Genomic DNA, 17,433 nt, shown 5'->3' with positions numbered 1-17,433 from the left:
GAGTGTTTCGGTCAAGTATAGCAGAAGCCCCTGGACTCTGCTCGGGTAAACCCCAGCGCAAACCGCTTGAAGAGACCGGCGCGCCGGCCTACGACGGCAGAACCGCGATGTTGTCGCCGCCGGAGGCGCCAAAAGCCTGCTCCCGCAGCAGCGCCAGCTGGTCGCGCACACGGGCCGCCTTCTCGAATTCGAGGTTGCGGGCGTGCTCGAGCATGAGCTTTTCGAGCCGCTTGATTTCCCGGGCGATGTCTTTTTCGCTCATGTCCTCGACCTTGGCGCGTTCCAGGTCGAGCTTGGCCATTTCCTTGCCCGTCTTTTCGCTGTACACGCCGTCGATCAGGTCGCGCACCTGCTTGACGATGCTGCGCGGGGTGATGCCGTTGGCCTCGTTGTAGGCAATTTGGCGAGCGCGGCGGCGCTCGGTCTCGTCAATCGCCTTTTTCATCGAGTCGGTCATCCGGTCGGCATAGAGGATGGCCTTGCCGTTCAGGTTCCGGGCCGCGCGGCCGATGGTCTGGATGAGCGAACGCTCGGCGCGCAGGAAACCTTCCTTGTCGGCGTCCAGGATGGCGACGAGCGACACCTCCGGAATGTCCAAGCCTTCCCGCAGCAGGTTGATGCCCACCAGCACGTCGAAAGTGCCCAGCCGGAGGTCGCGCAATATTTCCACCCGCTCCACCGTGTCGACGTCGCTGTGGAGGTAACGCACCTTCACCCCGTTGTCGCCCAGGTAGTCGGTCAGCTGCTCGGCCATGCGCTTGGTCAGCGTGGTGATGAGCACGCGCTCGTTCTTTTCCACCCGGATGCGGATCTCGCCCAGTACGTCGTCCACCTGGTGCGTGGCGGGGCGCACTTCCACCTCGGGGTCGATCAGGCCGGTTGGCCGAACCAGCTGCTCCACCACGTTGCCGGCATGGTCCTTTTCGTACTGCGCCGGGGTGGCCGAAACGAAGATGCACTGGCGCATGCGCGTTTCGAATTCCTCCAGCTTGAGCGGCCGGTTGTCCAAGGCGCTCGGCAACCGGAAGCCATATTCGACCAGCGTCGTCTTGCGCGCCCGGTCGCCGTTGTACATGGCGCTGAGCTGGCCGACCATCTGGTGGCTCTCGTCCAGGAACATCAGGGCATCTTTGGGCAGGTAGTCGGTCAGCGTGGCCGGCGGTTCGCCCGGCGCCGCCCCCGAGAGGTGGCGCGTGTAGTTCTCGATACCCTTGCAGTGGCCGATTTCAGCCAGCATTTCCAGGTCGAAGCGGGTGCGCTGCTCCAGCCGCTGCGCCTCGACCAGCTTGCCCTGGCTGACGAATTCCTTGAGCCGCTCGGCCAGTTCGATCTTGATGGTTTCCACCGCGCCCAGCACTTTGTCGCGCGGCGTCACGTAGTGGCTCGACGGATACACCGTAAAGCGCGGAATCTTCTGGCGGATGCGGCCCGTGAGCGGATCGAACAGCTGCAGCGACTCGATTTCGTCGTCGAACAGTTCGATGCGAATGGCCAGTTCGCTGTGCTCCGCCGGAAACACGTCGATGGTGTCGCCGCGCACGCGGAAGGTGCCGCGCGAAAAGTCCTGCTCGTTGCGGGTGTACTGCATGCGAATCAGCCGCCCGATCACGTCGCGCTGGCCGATCTTGTCGCCCACCCGCATGATGAAACGCATCTGCGTGTAGTCCTCGGGCGTGCCGATGCCGTAAATGGCGCTCACCGTGGCCACAATGACCGTGTCGCGCCGCTCCAGCACGCTCTTGGTGGCCGAAAGCCGCATCTGCTCGATGTGCTCGTTGATCGACGAGTCTTTCTCGATGAACAGGTCGCGCTGGGGCACATAGGCCTCGGGCTGGTAGTAGTCGTAGTAGCTCACGAAGTACTCGACCGCGTTCTTGGGAAAGAACTCGCGAAACTCGCTGTAGAGCTGCGCCGCCAGCGTCTTGTTGGGCGCAAAAACGATGGCCGGGCGGCCCAGCCGCGCAATCACGTTGGCCATGGTGAAGGTCTTGCCCGAGCCCGTCACGCCCAGCAGCGTCTGGAACACCTCGCCGTCGAGCACACCCTCCACCAGCCCGTCGATCGCCTTCGGCTGGTCTCCGGCCGGCGGATACGGCTGGAAAAGCTCGAATGGCGAATCGGGGTACTTGATGAATTCGCCCTGCTTGGCCGGACCGATCGGGTCCAGTTTCTTCAGGTCTGCTATGGCTTCGTTGTTCTCTGGCATGGCTGTTCCCGACAGGTGGCGATGGCGCCGGTAAAATTCAAGGCAACCGGAAAGCGTAGCGCAAGTCCGGTTGCCAGCGAAGCTTTCATCCCAAAGGACCTTTCCATGTCTATGTTCACCGCGGTCGAAATGGCACCGCGCGACCCGATCCTCGGCCTCAACGAGCAATTTGCAGCCGACACCAACCCCAACAAGGTCAACCTCGGCGTCGGCGTCTATTACGACGACAACGGCAAGCTGCCCCTGCTCCAGTGCGTGCAGGCCGCCGAACAGAACATGATGAAAGCCCCCACGGCGCGCGGCTACCTGCCGATCGACGGCATCGTGGCATACGACAACGCGGTCAAGGGCCTGGTCTTCGGCGCCGACAGCGAACCCGTGCAGTCGGGCCGCGTGGCCACGGTGCAGGGCATTGGCGGTACCGGCGGCCTGAAGGTTGGCGCCGACTTTCTCAAGAAGCTCAACCCCAACGCCAAGGTGCTGATCAGCGACCCGAGCTGGGAAAACCACCGCGCGCTGTTCACCAACGCCGGCTTCGTGGTCGAAAGCTATCCCTACTACGACTCCGCCAAGCGCGGCGTCAACTTCGACGGCATGCTGGCCGCCCTGAACGCAGCGCCCGCCGGCACCGTGGTGGTGCTGCACGCCTGCTGCCACAACCCCACCGGCTACGACATCACGCCAGAGCAGTGGGACCAGGTGGTTGCGGCCGTCAAGGCCAAGGGCCTTGTGCCCTTCCTCGACATGGCCTACCAGGGCTTCGGCTACGGCCTGAAGGAAGACGGCGCCGCGGTCGCCAAGTTCGTCGACGCCGGCCTGACCTTCTTCGTCTCGACCTCTTTCTCGAAGAGCTTCAGCCTGTACGGCGAGCGCGTGGGCGCCCTCTCGGTGCTGTGCGAAAACAAGGAAGAAGCCGGCCGCGTGCTCTCGCAGCTCAAGATCGCCATCCGCACCAACTACAGCAACCCGCCGATCCACGGCGGCGCCGTGGTGGCCGCGGTGCTCGGCAACCCCGAACTGCGCGCCCTGTGGGAAAAGGAACTCGGCGAGATGCGCGTGCGCATCAAGGCCATGCGCCAGAAGCTGGTCGACGGCCTCAAGGCGGCGGGCGTGAAGGAAGACATGAGCTTCATCACCACGCAGATCGGCATGTTCAGCTACTCGGGCCTCAGCAAGGACCAGATGGTGCGCCTGCGCAGCGAGTTCGGCGTGTACGGCACCGACACCGGCCGCATGTGCGTGGCCGCGCTCAACAGCAAGAACATCGACTACGTCTGCGCGTCGATCGCCAAAGTCATCTAGGTGACAGCAAAGTGTGAGGGAATCCGTTTCGCGCGATTCCTTCACACTCCTTCACGGAAGACCCTCGCACTGTGGCAGACGTAGGGTTTGGCCTCCTGCATCGCCGCAAATGCGCTGATATATTGCACTGCAACATTTCACTCCAAGACCAGCGATGCTTTATCAACTCTACGAAGCCCAGCGTTCCTTGATGGAACCGTTCTCGGACTTCGCGCAAGCGGCGTCCAAGCTTTACGGCCAAGGCGCGGTGTGGGGCCAGTTGCCCATGGCGCAGCGCATGGCTGCCGGCTACGACCTGCTCTATCGCCTGGGCAAGGACTACGAAAAGCCTGAGTTCAACATCAAGTCGGTGAAGGTCGACGGCGACGACGTCGTGATCCAGGAAGTCGTCGAGCTCGACAAGCCCTTCTGCGAGCTGCGCCGCTTCAAGCGCTTTACCGACGAGCCGCACACCCTCAAGACACTCAAGAGCCAGCCTGTGGTGCTGATCGTGGCGCCGCTGTCGGGCCACTACGCCACGCTGCTGCGCGACACCGTGCGCACCATGCTGCAGGACCACAAGGTCTACATCACCGACTGGAAGAACGCACGCCTCGTGCCGCTGTCGCAAGGCGAATTCCACCTGGACGACTACGTCAACTACGTGCAGGAGTTCATCCGCCGACTGCAAGCCGAATATGGCAACTGCCACGTGGTGAGCGTGTGCCAGCCGACCGTGCCGGTGCTGGCGGCCGTGTCGCTCATGGCAAGCCGCGGCGAGCCGCTGCCGCTCACCATGACCATGATGGGCGGCCCCATCGATGCCCGCAAGTCGCCCACCGCGGTGAACAACCTTGCGATGAACAAGAGCTACGAGTGGTTCGAGAACAACGTGATCTACCGGGTGCCGCAGGGCTTCCCGGGCGAGGGCCGCCGCGTGTACCCGGGCTTCCTGCAGCACACGGGCTTTGTGGCGATGAACCCCGACCGGCATGCCAGCAGCCACTACGACTACTTCAAGGACCTGATCAAGGGCGACGACGCCAGCGCCGAAGCCCACCGCAAGTTCTATGACGAGTACAACGCCGTGCTCGACATGGACGCCGATTACTACCTGGACACCATTCGCACCGTGTTCCAGCAGTTCGAGCTCGTGAACGGCACCTGGGACGTGAAGAACCCCAAGGGTCAGATCGAGCGCGTGCGTCCGCAAGACATTCACTCCACCGCCCTGCTCACGGTCGAGGGCGAGCTAGACGACATTTCGGGCTCGGGCCAGACCGAGGCCGCGCACAGCCTGTGCACCGGCATCGACGACGCGCAGCGCGAGCACTATGAAGTCAAGGGCGCGGGCCACTACGGCATCTTCAGCGGCCGCCGCTGGCGCGAACTGGTCTACCCCAAGGTGCAGAAGTTCATCGCCGCCCACGACCAGCCCCAGCGGCGCGCCGGCGCACGCGAGGCCCTGCCGGCCGAAGACCGCATCAAGCCCGGACGGAAGACGGTTGCCGTGGCCGCCAAGAAGAATGTCGCAGCCAAGAAAGCGGTGGCCGTTGCCGCCGTGAAGAAGCCCGCGGCACGCAGGAAGTGAACGGGCTGGCCGCACGCATTCACAACGCACTGCCGCAAACGCAGTGCACGCGTTGCGGCTACCCCGATTGCGCGGGCTATGCGCAAGCCGTGGCCGACGGAGAAGCGAACATCAACCAGTGCCCGCCCGGCGGCGCGGAAGGCATTGCCAGGCTCGCGCAGCTCACGGGCCGCGAACAGGTGCCGCTCGATCCCCAATTCGGCACCGAAGGCCCACGCGCCATGGCGGTGATCGACGAGGCCTGGTGCATCGGCTGCACGCTCTGCCTCGATGCCTGCCCCACCGATGCCATCGTCGGCATCAACAAGCGCATGCACACGGTCATCGAGGCGCACTGCACGGGCTGCGAGCTCTGCATTCCGGTCTGCCCCGTCGATTGCATCTCGCTCGAAGTCGAAACGCCGGGCCGTACAGGCTGGGCCGCATGGTCGCAAGCGCAGGCAGAGACGGCATTGAAGCGCTACCAGCTGCATGGCGAGCATCGCCGCATCGCCAAGCGAATCGAAGAACCCGCACCCGCCGCCGCTGAACCGCAAGCCGCCGACACGCGCAAGCGCTCCATCGTCGAAGCCGCCCTGGCGCGAGCCCGCGCCGCCCAGCAACGCCCACCCGCCGCCAAGCCATGACACCCGACACCCTGCTCATCTACGTGGTCGCCTCGCTCGCACTGGCCGTGATTCCGGGGCCCACGATGCTGCTGGCGCTGTCCAACGGCATCGATGGCGGCATGCGCCGCGCGAGCTGGGGCATTGCGGGTGCATCGCTCGGCAGCGTCACGCTCATCGCAGTGGTCGCCCTTGGGCTCGGCTCGCTGCTGGCCGCATCGGAACTGCTCTTCAACGCGATTCGCGTGGCGGGCGTCGCCTACCTGGTGTGGCTTGGCATCAAGCTGTGGCGCAGCGACGCCACCGACTTGGGCGAGGCGCTGGCCAAGTCCGCCATCGAGGTTCGCCCGCACGGCCGCATCGCGCTTGTGCGCAGCCTGGTCGTGGCGCTCTCGAATCCCAAGACGGTGTTGTTCTTCGCGGCCTTTCTGCCGCAGTTCATCGACATCACCAAGCCACAAGGCATGCAGTACCTGCTGCTGGGCTCGATCTTCGTGGCGCTCGACACCTGCGTGATGCTGGCCTACGCGGCCGCCGGCACGCAGGCCGTGCGCTGGCTCTCAAAGCGCGGCCTCAGGGTGCTGAACCGCAGTTGCGCGGCCGGCATGTGGCTGCTTGCCGCCACGCTGGCCTTCTGGCGCCGTCCGGGCACCTGAAGCAGGCGCAGGCTCAACCCTTCTGCGGGCGCTTGAAGAGCAACAGCAGCACGCCGGCCAGGATGACGGCCACGGCATACCACTCGAAGCGCGTCACGGTCTCGTCGGCAATCCACACGCCCAGCAGCATCGCGATCACCGGATTGACGAAGGTGTAGCTCGCCGCCAGCGCGGCCGGCGCCCTTGCGAGCAGCACCATGTAGGCGTTGAACGCGATCAGCGAACCGAAAACCACGAGGTACAGCCAGGCCCAGACGGCCTCTGGCTCCGGCGGCCATACCAGGCTCTCGCGAGACACCGCCGCAAGCACCATCAGCACCACCCCGCCACAGATCATCTCGCTCGCGAACCCCATCGCGCCGGGCGCGAGCGGCAGGCTGCGTTGGCTCAGCACGCTGCCCATGGACCAGCAGATGCAAGCAATGGAAATCGCCAGCAACCCCGCGGGCGACGACTGGAAGCCGCTGCCCTGCGTCAACATCAGCACGCCGATGAGCCCGAGCGCAATGCCCGCTGCTTCCAGCCGCGTCGGCTTCACACCCCAGATCAGGTTCAGCAATGCGATCAGCAACGGCACCACCGCGATGAAGGCCACCACCAGGCCCGAGCCGATCGATACCTCGGCATGCGCCGTGCCGCCCATGCCGCCGCCCAGCATCAGCGCCCCAACGACGAGCGCATTGCGCCATTGCAGCGCCGAAGGCCAGGCCGCGCCGCGCCAGCGCATCCACACCGCGAGCACTACGCCCGCAAACAGGAAGCGCGACCCCATCTGCAAGAACGGCGGAAAGCTGATCAGCGCGTATTTGATTGCGAGATAGGTCGAGCCCCAGACCACCCAGGTGGCGGCCAGGCAAAGCCACAGGAGCGGCGGCAGCGTGCTGCGGGAGCCGGATGCGGCTTGGGCGGGAGATGCAAGAGTCGGCATGCGAGGTCTGTCTTGTTGGTATTGAAACGCCATCCATGGTATGAAAGCAAACCCTTCGCAGCCATGCACAACTCATGGTTCTATCTGTTTTGCACCGTCGATTTAAAGGAGTTGCATGGACTTCACCTTCAACCCCGCGCTGGACGCCCACGACACGCGCATCCTGGCCGAGTTGCAGGGCGATGCGCGGCTCACCATGGCCGAGCTCGGCCGCCGCGTACACCTGAGCCAGCCGGCCGTGACCGAGCGCGTGAAAAAACTGGAAGCCGCGGGCGTGATCAGCGGCTATCGCGCCACGGTCAACCTCGGCAAGCTGGGCTATGGCATCCGCGCAATCATCCGCGTGGGCCGCGCGGATTACGCGCGCGTGGTCGAACTGGTGCAGCAGACGCCCGAGTGCGTCAATGCCTACAACGTGACCGGCGACGACAGCTGGATTCTCGAGATTGCAGTCATCGACGTGAGCCATCTCGATGCGGTGGTCACCAAGTTCTGCATCCTCACCGAAACGGCCACCTCGATCATCTTGAACCCGGCACGCGAGCACCAGCCGATGCTGCCGCCTCAGCGCTCCGATGTGAAGCCGCCGATCAAGAAGGTGCTCAACGCGTAGCGGCCAGCGCGTTGAATGCAGTCACCACCTCGGGCGGCGCCTGCACCAGTTCTATCAGCACGCCCTCGCCCGCAATCGGAAACTCGTCGTTCGCCTTCGGATGCAGAAAGCAGATGTCGAAGCCGGCCGCGCCCTGGCGAATGCCGCCGGGCGCAAAGCGCACACCCTGCGCGGTGAGCCATTCGACGGCCTTGGGCAGGTCGTCGATCCACAGGCCCACATGGTTGAGCGGCGTGGTGTGGACCGCCGGTTTCTTTTCAGGGTCGAGCGGCTGCATCAGGTCGACCTCGACCTTGAACGGCCCGCTGCCCATGGCGCAGATGTCCTCATCGACGTTCTCGCGCTCGCTCTTGAAGGTGCCCGTGACCTCGAGCCCCAGCATGTCGACCCACAGCTTCTGCAGCCGCATCTTGTCGGGCCCGCCGATGGCGATCTGCTGGATGCCCAGCACCTTGAAGGGACGCGCGGAAGCCGTGGTTGTCATGCGCAGACCTCTACCTTTTCAGTGGTCGTGGTCCGGCGCGACTGCAGGCCCAGCTTGCGCAGCAGCTGCACGTCGGCCTCCACGTCGGGGTTGCCGGTCACCAGCAGCTTGTCGCCATAGAAGATCGAGTTGGCGCCTGCCATGAAGCACAGTGCCTGCACCGCGTCACCCATCTGCTGACGGCCTGCCGAAAGCCGCACCCGCGCGGTCGGCATCGTGATGCGCGCCACCGCGATCATGCGCACGAAGTCGAAGGGATCGACCGGTTCCGAATCGGCCAGCGGCGTGCCCGGTACGCGCACCAGGCTGTTGATCGGCACCGATTCCGGATACGGATTCAGGTTGGCCAGTTGCGCGATCAGCCCGGCCCGGTGCACCGGCTGCTCGCCCATGCCGACGATGCCGCCGCAGCACACGCTGATGCCGGCGCTGCGCACATGGGCCAGCGTGTCGAGCCGGTCCTGGTAGGTGCGCGTGTCGACAATGTCGGTGTAGTACTCGGGCGCGGTGTCGAGATTGTGGTTGTAGTAGTCGAGGCCCGCGGCCTTGAGCTGGTGCGCGTGGTGCGGCTCCAGCATGCCGAGCGTGGCGCAGGTCTGCATGCCCAGGCCCTTCACGGCCTCGACCAGCACGGCCACCTTCTCCACGTCGCGGTCCTTCGGCGCGCGCCATGCGGCACCCATGCAGAACCGCGTGGCACCGGCATCCTTGGCGGCCTGCGCGGCGCGCACCACCTCGTCGACTTCCATGAGCTTCTGCGCCTTCACGCCCGTGTCGAACTCCGCCGACTGCGGGCAGTAGCCGCAGTTCTCCGGGCAGCCGCCGGTCTTGACCGAAAGCAAGGTCGCGAGTTCGATGTCGCCCTCGGGAAAATGCTCGCGATGCACGGTCTGCGCTTCGAACAGCAGTTCCATCAGCGGCTTGTCGAGCAGCGCCTGAATCGCCTCGATGGACCAAGGACCCTGCGGCTCCGCGGCCTTGGTGGGGCGGTGTAGCGTGATCGTCTGTTGCAAGTCGTTGGCACCCATCAGTTGAACTCCATAATGATTTGATCGACGGTGAGCGACTCGCCCTTGCCCGCCGAAATCTTGCCGACCACACCGTCCTGCGTGGCAAACAATACGTTTTCCATTTTCATGGCCTCGATGACGGCCAGCTTCTCGCCGGCACGTACCTGCTGGCCCGGCTGCACCGACACCTCGACCAGCAAGCCCGGCATCGGCGACATCAAGAACTTGCTCAGGTCCGGCGGAGCCTTGTAGGGCATCAGTTCGAGCAGGCGCGCGCCGAGCGGCGAGAGCACCATCGCCTCGATCTGCGTGCCGTCGTGCGACACGCGCAGCGCCAGCGGGTTCTTGCCCGCCCCGCGCTCGACCTGCGCGGTAAAGGGCCGGTCGTTCACCATGCCTTGCACGCGAATTGCGCCCAGCGCAAAGCCGCTGTCGATCTTGTAGCTCTTGTCGCCCACGGCAACGGCGCTGGCGCCCGTCTTGCCATGAAAGTCGGTCACCGACACCGGGTGATGGACATGCTTGCCTTCCGGCCCCAGCTCCACCACCACGAACTGCTCGCCCACCTTCACGCCATGGCCTTCGAGCTGGCCGCTGATGCCCGAGGCACGCGCGCGGTAGCGGCGATGCACATAGGCCGCAAGCGCGACAAGAAACGAAGGGTCTGCGTGCGGCACGTCTTCCGCATGGAAGCCCTTGCCATAGTGTTCGGCAATGAAGCCGGTGTTGAAATCGCCCGCCACGAACTTCGGGTGCGCGAGCAGCGCCGCCTGGAATGGAATGTTGCTGCTGATGCCCCGGATCACAAAGCCGTTGAGCGCCTCGCGCATGCGGGCAATCGCGTGCTGCCGATCCTTGCCGTGCACGATGAGCTTGGCGATCATCGAGTCGTAATACATCGGAATTTCGCCGCCGTCGTACACGCCCGTGTCCACCCGCACGCCGTTCAGGTGCTCGGTGTCGCTCGCGAACATGGTCTCCGCCGGTGGTTGGAACTTCACCAGGCGCCCCGTCGAAGGCAGGAAGTTGCGGAACGGGTCTTCGGCGTTGATGCGGCACTCGATGGCCCATCCGTTGCGCTTCACCTCGGCTTGCGTCAGCGGCAGCTTCTCGCCGGCGGCCACGCGGATCATCAGTTCGACCAGATCGAGCCCCGTGATGCACTCGGTCACCGGATGCTCCACCTGCAGCCGCGTGTTCATCTCCAAAAAGTAAAAGCTCTGGTCCTTGCCGACCACGAACTCCACCGTGCCCGCGCTCTGGTACTTCACGGCCTTGGCCAACTGAACCGCCTGCTCGCCCATCGCCTTGCGCGTGGCATCGGTGATGAAGGGCGAAGGCGCCTCTTCGATCACCTTCTGGTGCCGGCGCTGGATCGAGCATTCGCGCTCGTTCAGGTAGATGACGTTGCCATGCGAATCACCCAGCACCTGGATCTCGATATGACGCGGCTCCTCGACGAATTTCTCGATGAACACGCGGTCATCGCCGAAGCTGCTCATCGCTTCGTTGCGGCACGAGGTAAAGCCTTCGAAGGCCTCCTTGTCGTCAAAAGCCACGCGCAGCCCCTTGCCTCCGCCGCCGGCCGAGGCCTTGATCATCACCGGGTAGCCGATGTCCTTGGCAATCTCGACGGCACGCTCGGCCGTTTCGATGGCGTCGTTCCAGCCCGGAATGGTGTTGACCTTCGCTTCGTTCGCAAGCTTCTTCGAAGCGATCTTGTCGCCCATGGCGGCAATCGAATAGTGCTTGGGCCCGATGAAGGCGATGCCCTCTTCCTCGACCTTGCGGGCAAAGGCTTCGTTCTCCGAGAGAAAACCGTAGCCCGGGTGCACGGCCTCTGCGCCGGTCTTCTTGCAAGCCGCGATGATGCGGTCGGCTTGCAGGTAGCTCTCGCGGCTGGGCGCGGCGCCGATGTGCACGGCTTCGTCGGCAAGCTCGACGTGGCGGGCCTCCTTGTCGGCATCGGAGTACACGGCCACCGTGAGGATGCCCATCTTCTTCGCGGTCTGGATCACGCGGCAGGCGATTTCACCGCGGTTGGCGATCAGTATTTTTTTGAACATGGGATAACACTCTCCATTTATCTGACAACGCGTCTTCAACGCTGGGGCGCATCTGCGCGAATATTCAGGTCGATCTGGCAGGTTTGGCCCGCCTTCAAAATCTCAGCAACCTTGGCGTCGGGAACAACCATCGCAAAGAGATCGTCGCCGCCCGTATCGACTTGAAGCATGGTCAGGTTGTGCAGCTGAAGTTGAGTCTTGAATTCGTCGAGCATCCGCTCCATCGGCAAATCGGATCCCCGTTCTGCAATCTGCACGTCGTCGCTGATGCCGATCTGGTCGAGGATTTGCCTGAACTGAACAAGGGCTTCATCGACAGCCCGCCAGTCAGCGCGAATGAAGAATCCCGGAGGTAGATCTTCCGCGTCCCGAAGCCCCTCAAGAATTGCTTCCAAGCATCCTCCCTCGGACGCCAACCTGCCGCACCGATTTGCAAGACGCTTCGCCAAGGCGGGAGGTGCTGCCAACGCACCGAGCACCAGCATGACGAACTGCTGGGTCGCCGCCTTGCGCTGGCGAGCGTCCTCACGCTCCGCTGGTGTATCGGGAAACTCGCGCTGCAAATCGGCCAATTCCTCCGCCGATACGCGCATCTTGGCCTGATCGCTTTCCCACTTTTCCGCTGCCGTTTGCGGCCGCAAGAGTTTTTTTAGCGCTGTGAACACGGCGTGCTCTGCGTGGTCACAACGGAATGTTCCCGTGCTTACGCCACGGGTTCTCGAGCTTCTTCTCGCGCAGCATCACCAGCGAGCGGCAGATGCGCTTGCGCGTTTCGTGCGGCAGGATCACGTCGTCGATGTAGCCGCGTGCACTCGCCACGTATGGGTTGGCGAAACGCGCCTTGTATTCGGCCTCGCGTGCGGCGAGCTTCTCGGGGTCGTTCTTGTCTTCGCGGAAGATGATTTCCACCGCGCCCTTGGCGCCCATCACAGCAATCTCGGCACGCGGCCAGGCCAGGTTGACGTCGCCGCGCAGGTGCTTCGAAGCCATCACGTCGTACGCGCCGCCATAGGCCTTGCGCGTGATGACGGTGATCTTCGGCACCGTGCATTCCGCATAGGCGTAGAGCAGCTTGGCACCGTGCTTGATGATGCCGCCGTACTCCTGCCCCGTGCCGGGCATGAAACCGGGCACATCGACAAAGGTGACCACCGGAATGTTGAACGCATCGCAAAAGCGCACGAAGCGCGCGGCTTTGATGCTGCTCTTGATGTCGAGGCAGCCCGCCAGCACCAGCGGCTGGTTGGCCACGATGCCGACCGTCTGCCCTTCCATGCGCGCAAAGCCGATCACGATGTTCTTCGCGTAGTCGGGCTGCAGCTCGAAGAAGTCGCCGTCATCGACCACCTTGAGGATCAGCTCCTTGATGTCGTAGGGCTTGTTCGGGTTGTCAGGCACCAGCGTGTCCAGCGAGTAGTCGGGCCGGTCAGCCGGATCGCCCTGGCCGTTGTTGCCCAGGCGCACCGGGGGCTTTTCGCGGTTGTTGAGCGGCAGGTAGTTGTACAGGCGGCGCAACATCATGAGCGCCTCGACATCGTTCTCGAACGCCATATCTGCCACGCCGCTGCGCGTGGTGTGGGTGATGGCGCCGCCGAGCTCTTCGGCCGTCACGGTCTCGTGCGTCACGGTCTTCACCACATCGGGTCCGGTGACGAACATGTAGCTCGAGTCCTTCACCATGAAGATGAAGTCGGTCATGGCCGGCGAATACACCGCGCCGCCCGCGCACGGGCCCATGATCATGCTGATCTGCGGCACCACGCCCGAGGCCATCACGTTGCGCTGGAACACGTCCGCATAGCCGCCGAGCGAGGCCACGCCTTCTTGGATGCGCGCACCGCCGGAGTCGTTCAGGCCGATGACGGGTGCGCCGACCTTCATGGCCTGGTCCATCACCTTGCAGATTTTTTCGGCATGCGCTTCGCTGAGCGCGCCGCCGAAAACGGTGAAGTCCTGGCTGTACACAAACACCAGGCGGCCGTTGATCATGCCGTAGCCGGTGACCACGCCGTCGCCCGGAACCTTTTGCTCGGCCATGCCGAAATCGACCGAGCGGTGCTCGACGAACATGTCCCACTCTTCAAAGGTGTTGTCGTCCAGCAGCAGCTCGATGCGTTCGCGCGCGGTGAGCTTGCCCTTGGCGTGCTGCGCGTCGATGCGCTTCTGTCCGCCGCCAAGGCGCGCCTGGGCGCGGCGCTTTTCGAGTTGTTCGATCAGTTCTTGCATGGTGTGCTTCCGAAGCTGTGGTCCTGAATTTCGTGTGTTGTCATGGCCTGGCGGTGATGGCCGCTGCCGCAAGCAGCTGGCGCGCCGCGGTCGATGCGGGAAGCGAGCCCTCTGCCACTTGCCGGGTGAGTTGCGGCAGCAGTTCGCGCACTTGCGCATGCTGCCTGAATGCCTGCTTAAGGCCGGCGTCGATGCGCTCCCACATCCACGCCGTGGCCTGCTTCTCGCGGCGCTTGGCGAGCTTGCCATTCGCGGTCTGCAGTTGCCTGAATTGCGTGACGGCGTCCCAGAAAGCGTCGACCCCGGTACCCGCCAGCGCGCTCAATTGCAGCACCTTGGGCAGCCAGAAGCGAACCTCGGCGCCGCTGTGCGCGTCATGCACCGCATGCGCATGGTCCGGGTTGCCCTGGTGGCCGAACAGGCGCAGGGCAGAGGTGATCTGCGCCTGCGCACGCGTGGCGGCATCCTTGTCGATGTCGGCCTTGTTGATGACGACCAGGTCGGCCAGCTCCATCACGCCCTTCTTGATGGCCTGCAGGTCGTCGCCCGCATTGGGCAGCTGCATCAGCACGAACATGTCGGTCATGCCGGCAACGGCGGTTTCGCTCTGGCCCACACCCACGGTTTCGACAATGACGATGTCGTAGCCCGCGGCTTCGCACACCAGCATGGCCTCGCGCGTTTTCTCGGCCACGCCGCCCAGCGTGCCACTCGACGGACTCGGCCGGATGTACGCGCGCTCATGCACCGAGAGCCGCTCCATGCGCGTCTTGTCGCCGAGGATGGAGCCGCCCGAAACGGTGGATGAAGGATCGATGGTGAGCACCGCCACGCGATGGCCCTTGCCGATCAGCAGCAGGCCCAGCGTCTCGATGAAGGTCGACTTGCCGACACCCGGCACGCCCGAGATGCCAAGGCGAAATGAATTGCCGGTGCGCGGCAGCAATGCGGTGAGCAATTCATCGGCTTGCGCCCGATGATCGGCGCGGGTGGATTCGAGCAGCGTAATGGCCTTGGCGATGGCGCGGCGCTGGGCCATGCCTTCCGGCTCGGCAATGGCGCGTTCGAGTGCCTCGGCCTGCTTCAGCACGCATCCTCCGAGGCCACTCGCCAGCGGTAGTGCAGGTCGACGCCCTCTTCGCCCTCGAGCACAAAGCCATGCCGCAGGTAGAAGCGGTTGGCGTCGCTTTGCACCAGCGCGGTGAGCTTGATGTCCATCCCTTGCTCGCGCGCCTGCGACTTGGCCCATTGCAGCACCCATTCGCCAACGCCCAGGCCCTGGAAGCCGGTGCGCAGGTACAGGTGGTCGAGCCGCAGCGCATCGGAGTCTTCGGGCTTGAGCGTGACAAAGCCGATGCGCAGGTCGCCGTCGAGCACGATGTGATGCATGTAGGGCACGACGAAACCGGCCTGGAGCCGCTCGCGTGAACGCGCGGGGTCGAAGCGCCCGACGCGCTCCAGGCTGGGGCGCATCGCATCGACGCGCAAGGCCAGCATGGCTTCGAAATCGCTGGAATCCACCGGCTGCAACGACAGCCGCGACAAAAGATCGCCCACGTCTCGCGTCCCGATCAGGCCGAGACCGCTGCGCGAATCTGCTCCAGCACGTCTTTCGCGCTGGCGGGAATCGGCGTGCCCGGGCCGTAGATGCCCTTGACGCCGGCCTCGTACAGAAAGTCGTAGTCCTGCCGCGGAATCACGCCGCCGACAAACACGATGATGTCGTCTGCGCCCTGCTTCTTCAGCTCGTTGATGATGGCCGGCACAAGTGTCTTGTGGCCGGCCGCGAGGGTGCTCACGCCCACTGCATGCACGTCGTTCTCGATGGCCTGGCGCGCACACTCTTCGGGTGTCTGGAACAGCGGCCCCATGTCGACGTCGAAGCCCAGGTCGGCAAACGCCGTGGCCACCACCTTGGCGCCGCGGTCGTGCCCGTCCTGCCCCAGCTTGGAGATCATCACGCGCGGACGGCGCCCCTGCTCTTCGGCGAAGGCGTTGATTTCGGTCTTGAGGGCTTCCCAGCCCTCGGCGGAGTCATAGGCAGCAGCGTACACACCGGTCACCTTTTGCGTGTCGGCCCGATGGCGGCCGAATGATTTTTCGAGTGCATCGGAAATCTCGCCCACCGTGGCGCGCAGGCGCACCGCGTCGATGCTGAGCGCGAGCAGGTTGCCGGTGCCGTTGTCGGCGGCCTCGGTCAGCGCGTCCAGCGCAGCCTGCACCTTGCCGGTGTCGCGCGAAGAGCGGATCTTCTGCAGGCGGGCCACCTGCTGCTCGCGCACCTTCACGTTGTCGATGGAGAGGCTGTCGATGGCGTCCTCGGTCTTGAGCTTGTACTTGTTGACGCCCACGATCACGTCCTTGCCCGAGTCGATGCGCGCCTGCTTCTCTGCAGCGGCCGCTTCGATCTTGAGCTTGGCCCAGCCGCTGTCCACCGCCTTGGTCATGCCGCCCATGGCTTCGACTTCTTCGATGATGGCCCACGCCGCATCGGCCATGTCCTGCGTGAGCTTCTCCATCATGTAGCTGCCGGCCCAGGGGTCGATCACGTTGGTGATGTGCGTTTCTTCCTGGATGATGAGCTGCGTGTTGCGTGCGATGCGCGCGCTGAATTCCGTGGGCAGCGCAATGGCTTCGTCGAGCGCGTTGGTGTGCAGGCTCTGCGTGCCGCCGAACACAGCGGCCATCGCCTCGATGGTGGTGCGCACCACGTTGTTGTACGGGTCCTGCTCGGTGAGCGACCAGCCCGAGGTCTGGCAGTGGGTGCGCAGCATCAGGCTCTTGGGGTTCTTGGGGTTGAACTCCTTCATGATGCGGCACCACAAGAGGCGCGCCGCGCGCATCTTGGCCACTTCGAGGTAGAAGTTCATGCCAATGGCCCAGAAGAAGCTCAGGCGGCCGGCAAAGCCGTCGACGTCCAGGCCCTTGGCCAGCGCTGTCTTCACGTATTCCTTGCCGTCGGCCAGCGTGAAGGCCAGTTCCAGCGCCTGGTTGGCGCCGGCTTCCTGCATGTGATAGCCGCTGATCGAGATCGAGTTGAACTTGGGCATCTTCTGCGCCGTGTACTCGATGATGTCACCGATGATCCGCATGCTCGGCGCGGGCGGAAAGATGTAGGTGTTGCGGACCATGAACTCCTTGAGGATGTCGTTCTGGATGGTTCCGCTCAGCTGGTCTTGTGCCACGCCCTGCTCTTCGGCCGCGACCACGTAGCCCGCCAGCACCGGCAGCACGGCGCCGTTCATCGTCATGGACACGCTCACCTTGTCGAGAGGGATCTGGTCGAACAGGATCTTCATGTCCTCGACCGAATCGATGGCCACGCCGGCCTTGCCTACGTCGCCGGTCACGCGCGGATGGTCGCTGTCGTAGCCGCGGTGGGTCGCCAGGTCGAAAGCCACGCTCACACCCTGCCCGCCCGCGGCCAAGGCCTTGCGGTAGAAGGCGTTCGACTCCTCGGCCGTCGAAAAGCCCGCGTACTGGCGAATGGTCCATGGGCGCACCGCGTACATGGTGGCCTGCGGGCCGCGCAGGTAGGGCTCGAAGCCCGGGAGCGTGTCGGTGTACTTCAGGCCGTGCAGATCGGCCGCGGTATAGAGCGGCTTTACGGTAATGCCGTCGGGCGTGAGCCAGTTGAGCGCATTCAGGTCGCCACCCGGCGCCGACTTGGCAGCGGCCTTGGCCCAGTCGTCGAGGTTGGCAGGCTTGAAAGTGGGTTCGGGTGTGCTGCTCATGAGGGGCCGTTTTGCAGTGTCTTGCAGGGTAGT

Annotated in this window: 15 protein-coding genes; 5 read left to right on the top strand and 10 right to left on the bottom strand. The window is 64.3% G+C overall.

The features are described from left to right. Nucleotides 1-88: 88 nt before the first annotated feature. Nucleotides 89-2,206: an excinuclease ABC subunit UvrB gene (gene uvrB / locus V9K97_RS00715; RefSeq protein ID WP_258505812.1), complete on the bottom strand. Its 2,118-nt coding sequence runs from the start codon at nt 2,204-2,206 to the stop codon at nt 89-91. 105 nt (nt 2,207-2,311) lie between these two features. Between uvrB and V9K97_RS00710 the strand changes: the two genes are divergently transcribed. The 4 genes from V9K97_RS00710 (at nt 2,312) to V9K97_RS00695 (ending at nt 6,339) form a co-directional block, all read left to right on the top strand. Continuing rightward, a complete protein-coding gene (locus V9K97_RS00710; protein ID WP_337315829.1) occupies nt 2,312-3,508 on the top strand; it encodes an amino acid aminotransferase in 1,197 nt (398 codons plus the stop codon). Between the two features lie 154 nt (nt 3,509-3,662). Beyond that, nucleotides 3,663-5,078: a polyhydroxyalkanoate depolymerase gene (locus V9K97_RS00705; RefSeq protein ID WP_337296004.1), complete on the top strand. Its 1,416-nt coding sequence runs from the start codon at nt 3,663-3,665 to the stop codon at nt 5,076-5,078. Next, nucleotides 5,075-5,704, top strand: a complete 630-nt coding sequence (locus V9K97_RS00700; RefSeq protein WP_337315828.1) for an RnfABCDGE type electron transport complex subunit B — start codon at nt 5,075-5,077, stop codon at nt 5,702-5,704. The genes V9K97_RS00705 and V9K97_RS00700 overlap by 4 nt, the downstream gene beginning before the upstream one ends. Then, nucleotides 5,701-6,339 (top strand): LysE family translocator, encoded by a 639-nt coding sequence (locus tag V9K97_RS00695; RefSeq protein WP_337315827.1) that lies wholly within the window; start codon nt 5,701-5,703, stop codon nt 6,337-6,339. Before V9K97_RS00700 ends, V9K97_RS00695 begins: the two co-directional genes overlap by 4 nt. Before the next feature lie 13 nt (nt 6,340-6,352). Here the strand turns inward: V9K97_RS00695 and yedA are convergent, their stop codons facing one another. Beyond that, nucleotides 6,353-7,267 carry a drug/metabolite exporter YedA gene (yedA, locus tag V9K97_RS00690; protein WP_337315826.1) on the bottom strand — a complete coding sequence of 305 codons (915 nt, stop codon included), beginning with the start codon at nt 7,265-7,267 and terminating at the stop codon, nt 6,353-6,355. Between the two features lie 115 nt (nt 7,268-7,382). Here yedA and V9K97_RS00685 point away from each other — a divergent pair, with 115 nt between their 5' ends. Further along, nucleotides 7,383-7,880, top strand: a complete 498-nt coding sequence (locus V9K97_RS00685) for an Lrp/AsnC family transcriptional regulator (protein ID WP_157613508.1) — start codon at nt 7,383-7,385, stop codon at nt 7,878-7,880. Here V9K97_RS00685 and V9K97_RS00680 read toward each other — a convergent pair. Genes V9K97_RS00680 through scpA form a run of 8 tightly spaced genes read right to left on the bottom strand, consistent with a single transcriptional unit; the run spans nt 7,870 to nt 17,400 of the window. After that, entirely contained in the window at nt 7,870-8,364 is a 495-nt protein-coding gene (locus tag V9K97_RS00680) for a VOC family protein (protein WP_337315825.1), read from the bottom strand. The genes V9K97_RS00685 and V9K97_RS00680 overlap by 11 nt on opposite strands. Further along, complete coding sequence (bioB, locus tag V9K97_RS00675) at nt 8,361-9,392, bottom strand: biotin synthase BioB (RefSeq protein ID WP_337315824.1); 1,032 nt, start codon at nt 9,390-9,392, stop codon at nt 8,361-8,363. The genes V9K97_RS00680 and bioB overlap by 4 nt, the downstream gene beginning before the upstream one ends. After that, complete coding sequence (gene accC / locus V9K97_RS00670; protein WP_337315823.1) at nt 9,392-11,440, bottom strand: acetyl-CoA carboxylase biotin carboxylase subunit; 2,049 nt, start codon at nt 11,438-11,440, stop codon at nt 9,392-9,394. The genes bioB and accC overlap by 1 nt, the downstream gene beginning before the upstream one ends. Before the next feature lie 35 nt (nt 11,441-11,475). Beyond that, nucleotides 11,476-12,105 (bottom strand): DUF6630 family protein, encoded by a 630-nt coding sequence (locus V9K97_RS00665; RefSeq protein WP_337315822.1) that lies wholly within the window; start codon nt 12,103-12,105, stop codon nt 11,476-11,478. 16 nt (nt 12,106-12,121) lie between these two features. After that, on the bottom strand, nt 12,122-13,666 hold the full coding sequence (locus V9K97_RS00660) for an acyl-CoA carboxylase subunit beta (protein WP_337315821.1): 1,545 nt from the start codon (nt 13,664-13,666) through the stop codon (nt 12,122-12,124). 40 nt (nt 13,667-13,706) lie between these two features. Next, nucleotides 13,707-14,756 (bottom strand): methylmalonyl Co-A mutase-associated GTPase MeaB, encoded by a 1,050-nt coding sequence (gene meaB / locus V9K97_RS00655; protein WP_258505801.1) that lies wholly within the window; start codon nt 14,754-14,756, stop codon nt 13,707-13,709. Beyond that, the gene (locus V9K97_RS00650; RefSeq protein ID WP_337315820.1) at nt 14,750-15,223 is read right to left on the bottom strand and encodes a GNAT family N-acetyltransferase; all 474 of its coding nucleotides are present in this window, start codon (nt 15,221-15,223) and stop codon (nt 14,750-14,752) included. Before V9K97_RS00650 ends, meaB begins: the two co-directional genes overlap by 7 nt. Before the next feature lie 14 nt (nt 15,224-15,237). After that, nucleotides 15,238-17,400 carry a methylmalonyl-CoA mutase gene (gene scpA / locus V9K97_RS00645; RefSeq protein ID WP_337315819.1) on the bottom strand — a complete coding sequence of 721 codons (2,163 nt, stop codon included), beginning with the start codon at nt 17,398-17,400 and terminating at the stop codon, nt 15,238-15,240. Nucleotides 17,401-17,433: the final 33 nt, after the last annotated feature.

Origin of the sequence: Variovorax sp. CCNWLW186 (assembly GCF_037203865.1) — a bacterium.
In the GTDB taxonomy this organism is placed as follows: Bacteria; Pseudomonadota; Gammaproteobacteria; order Burkholderiales; family Burkholderiaceae_C; genus Variovorax.
Note: the sequence above shows the minus strand (reverse complement) of the source record. Positions and strands in the feature narration are given on the sequence as shown.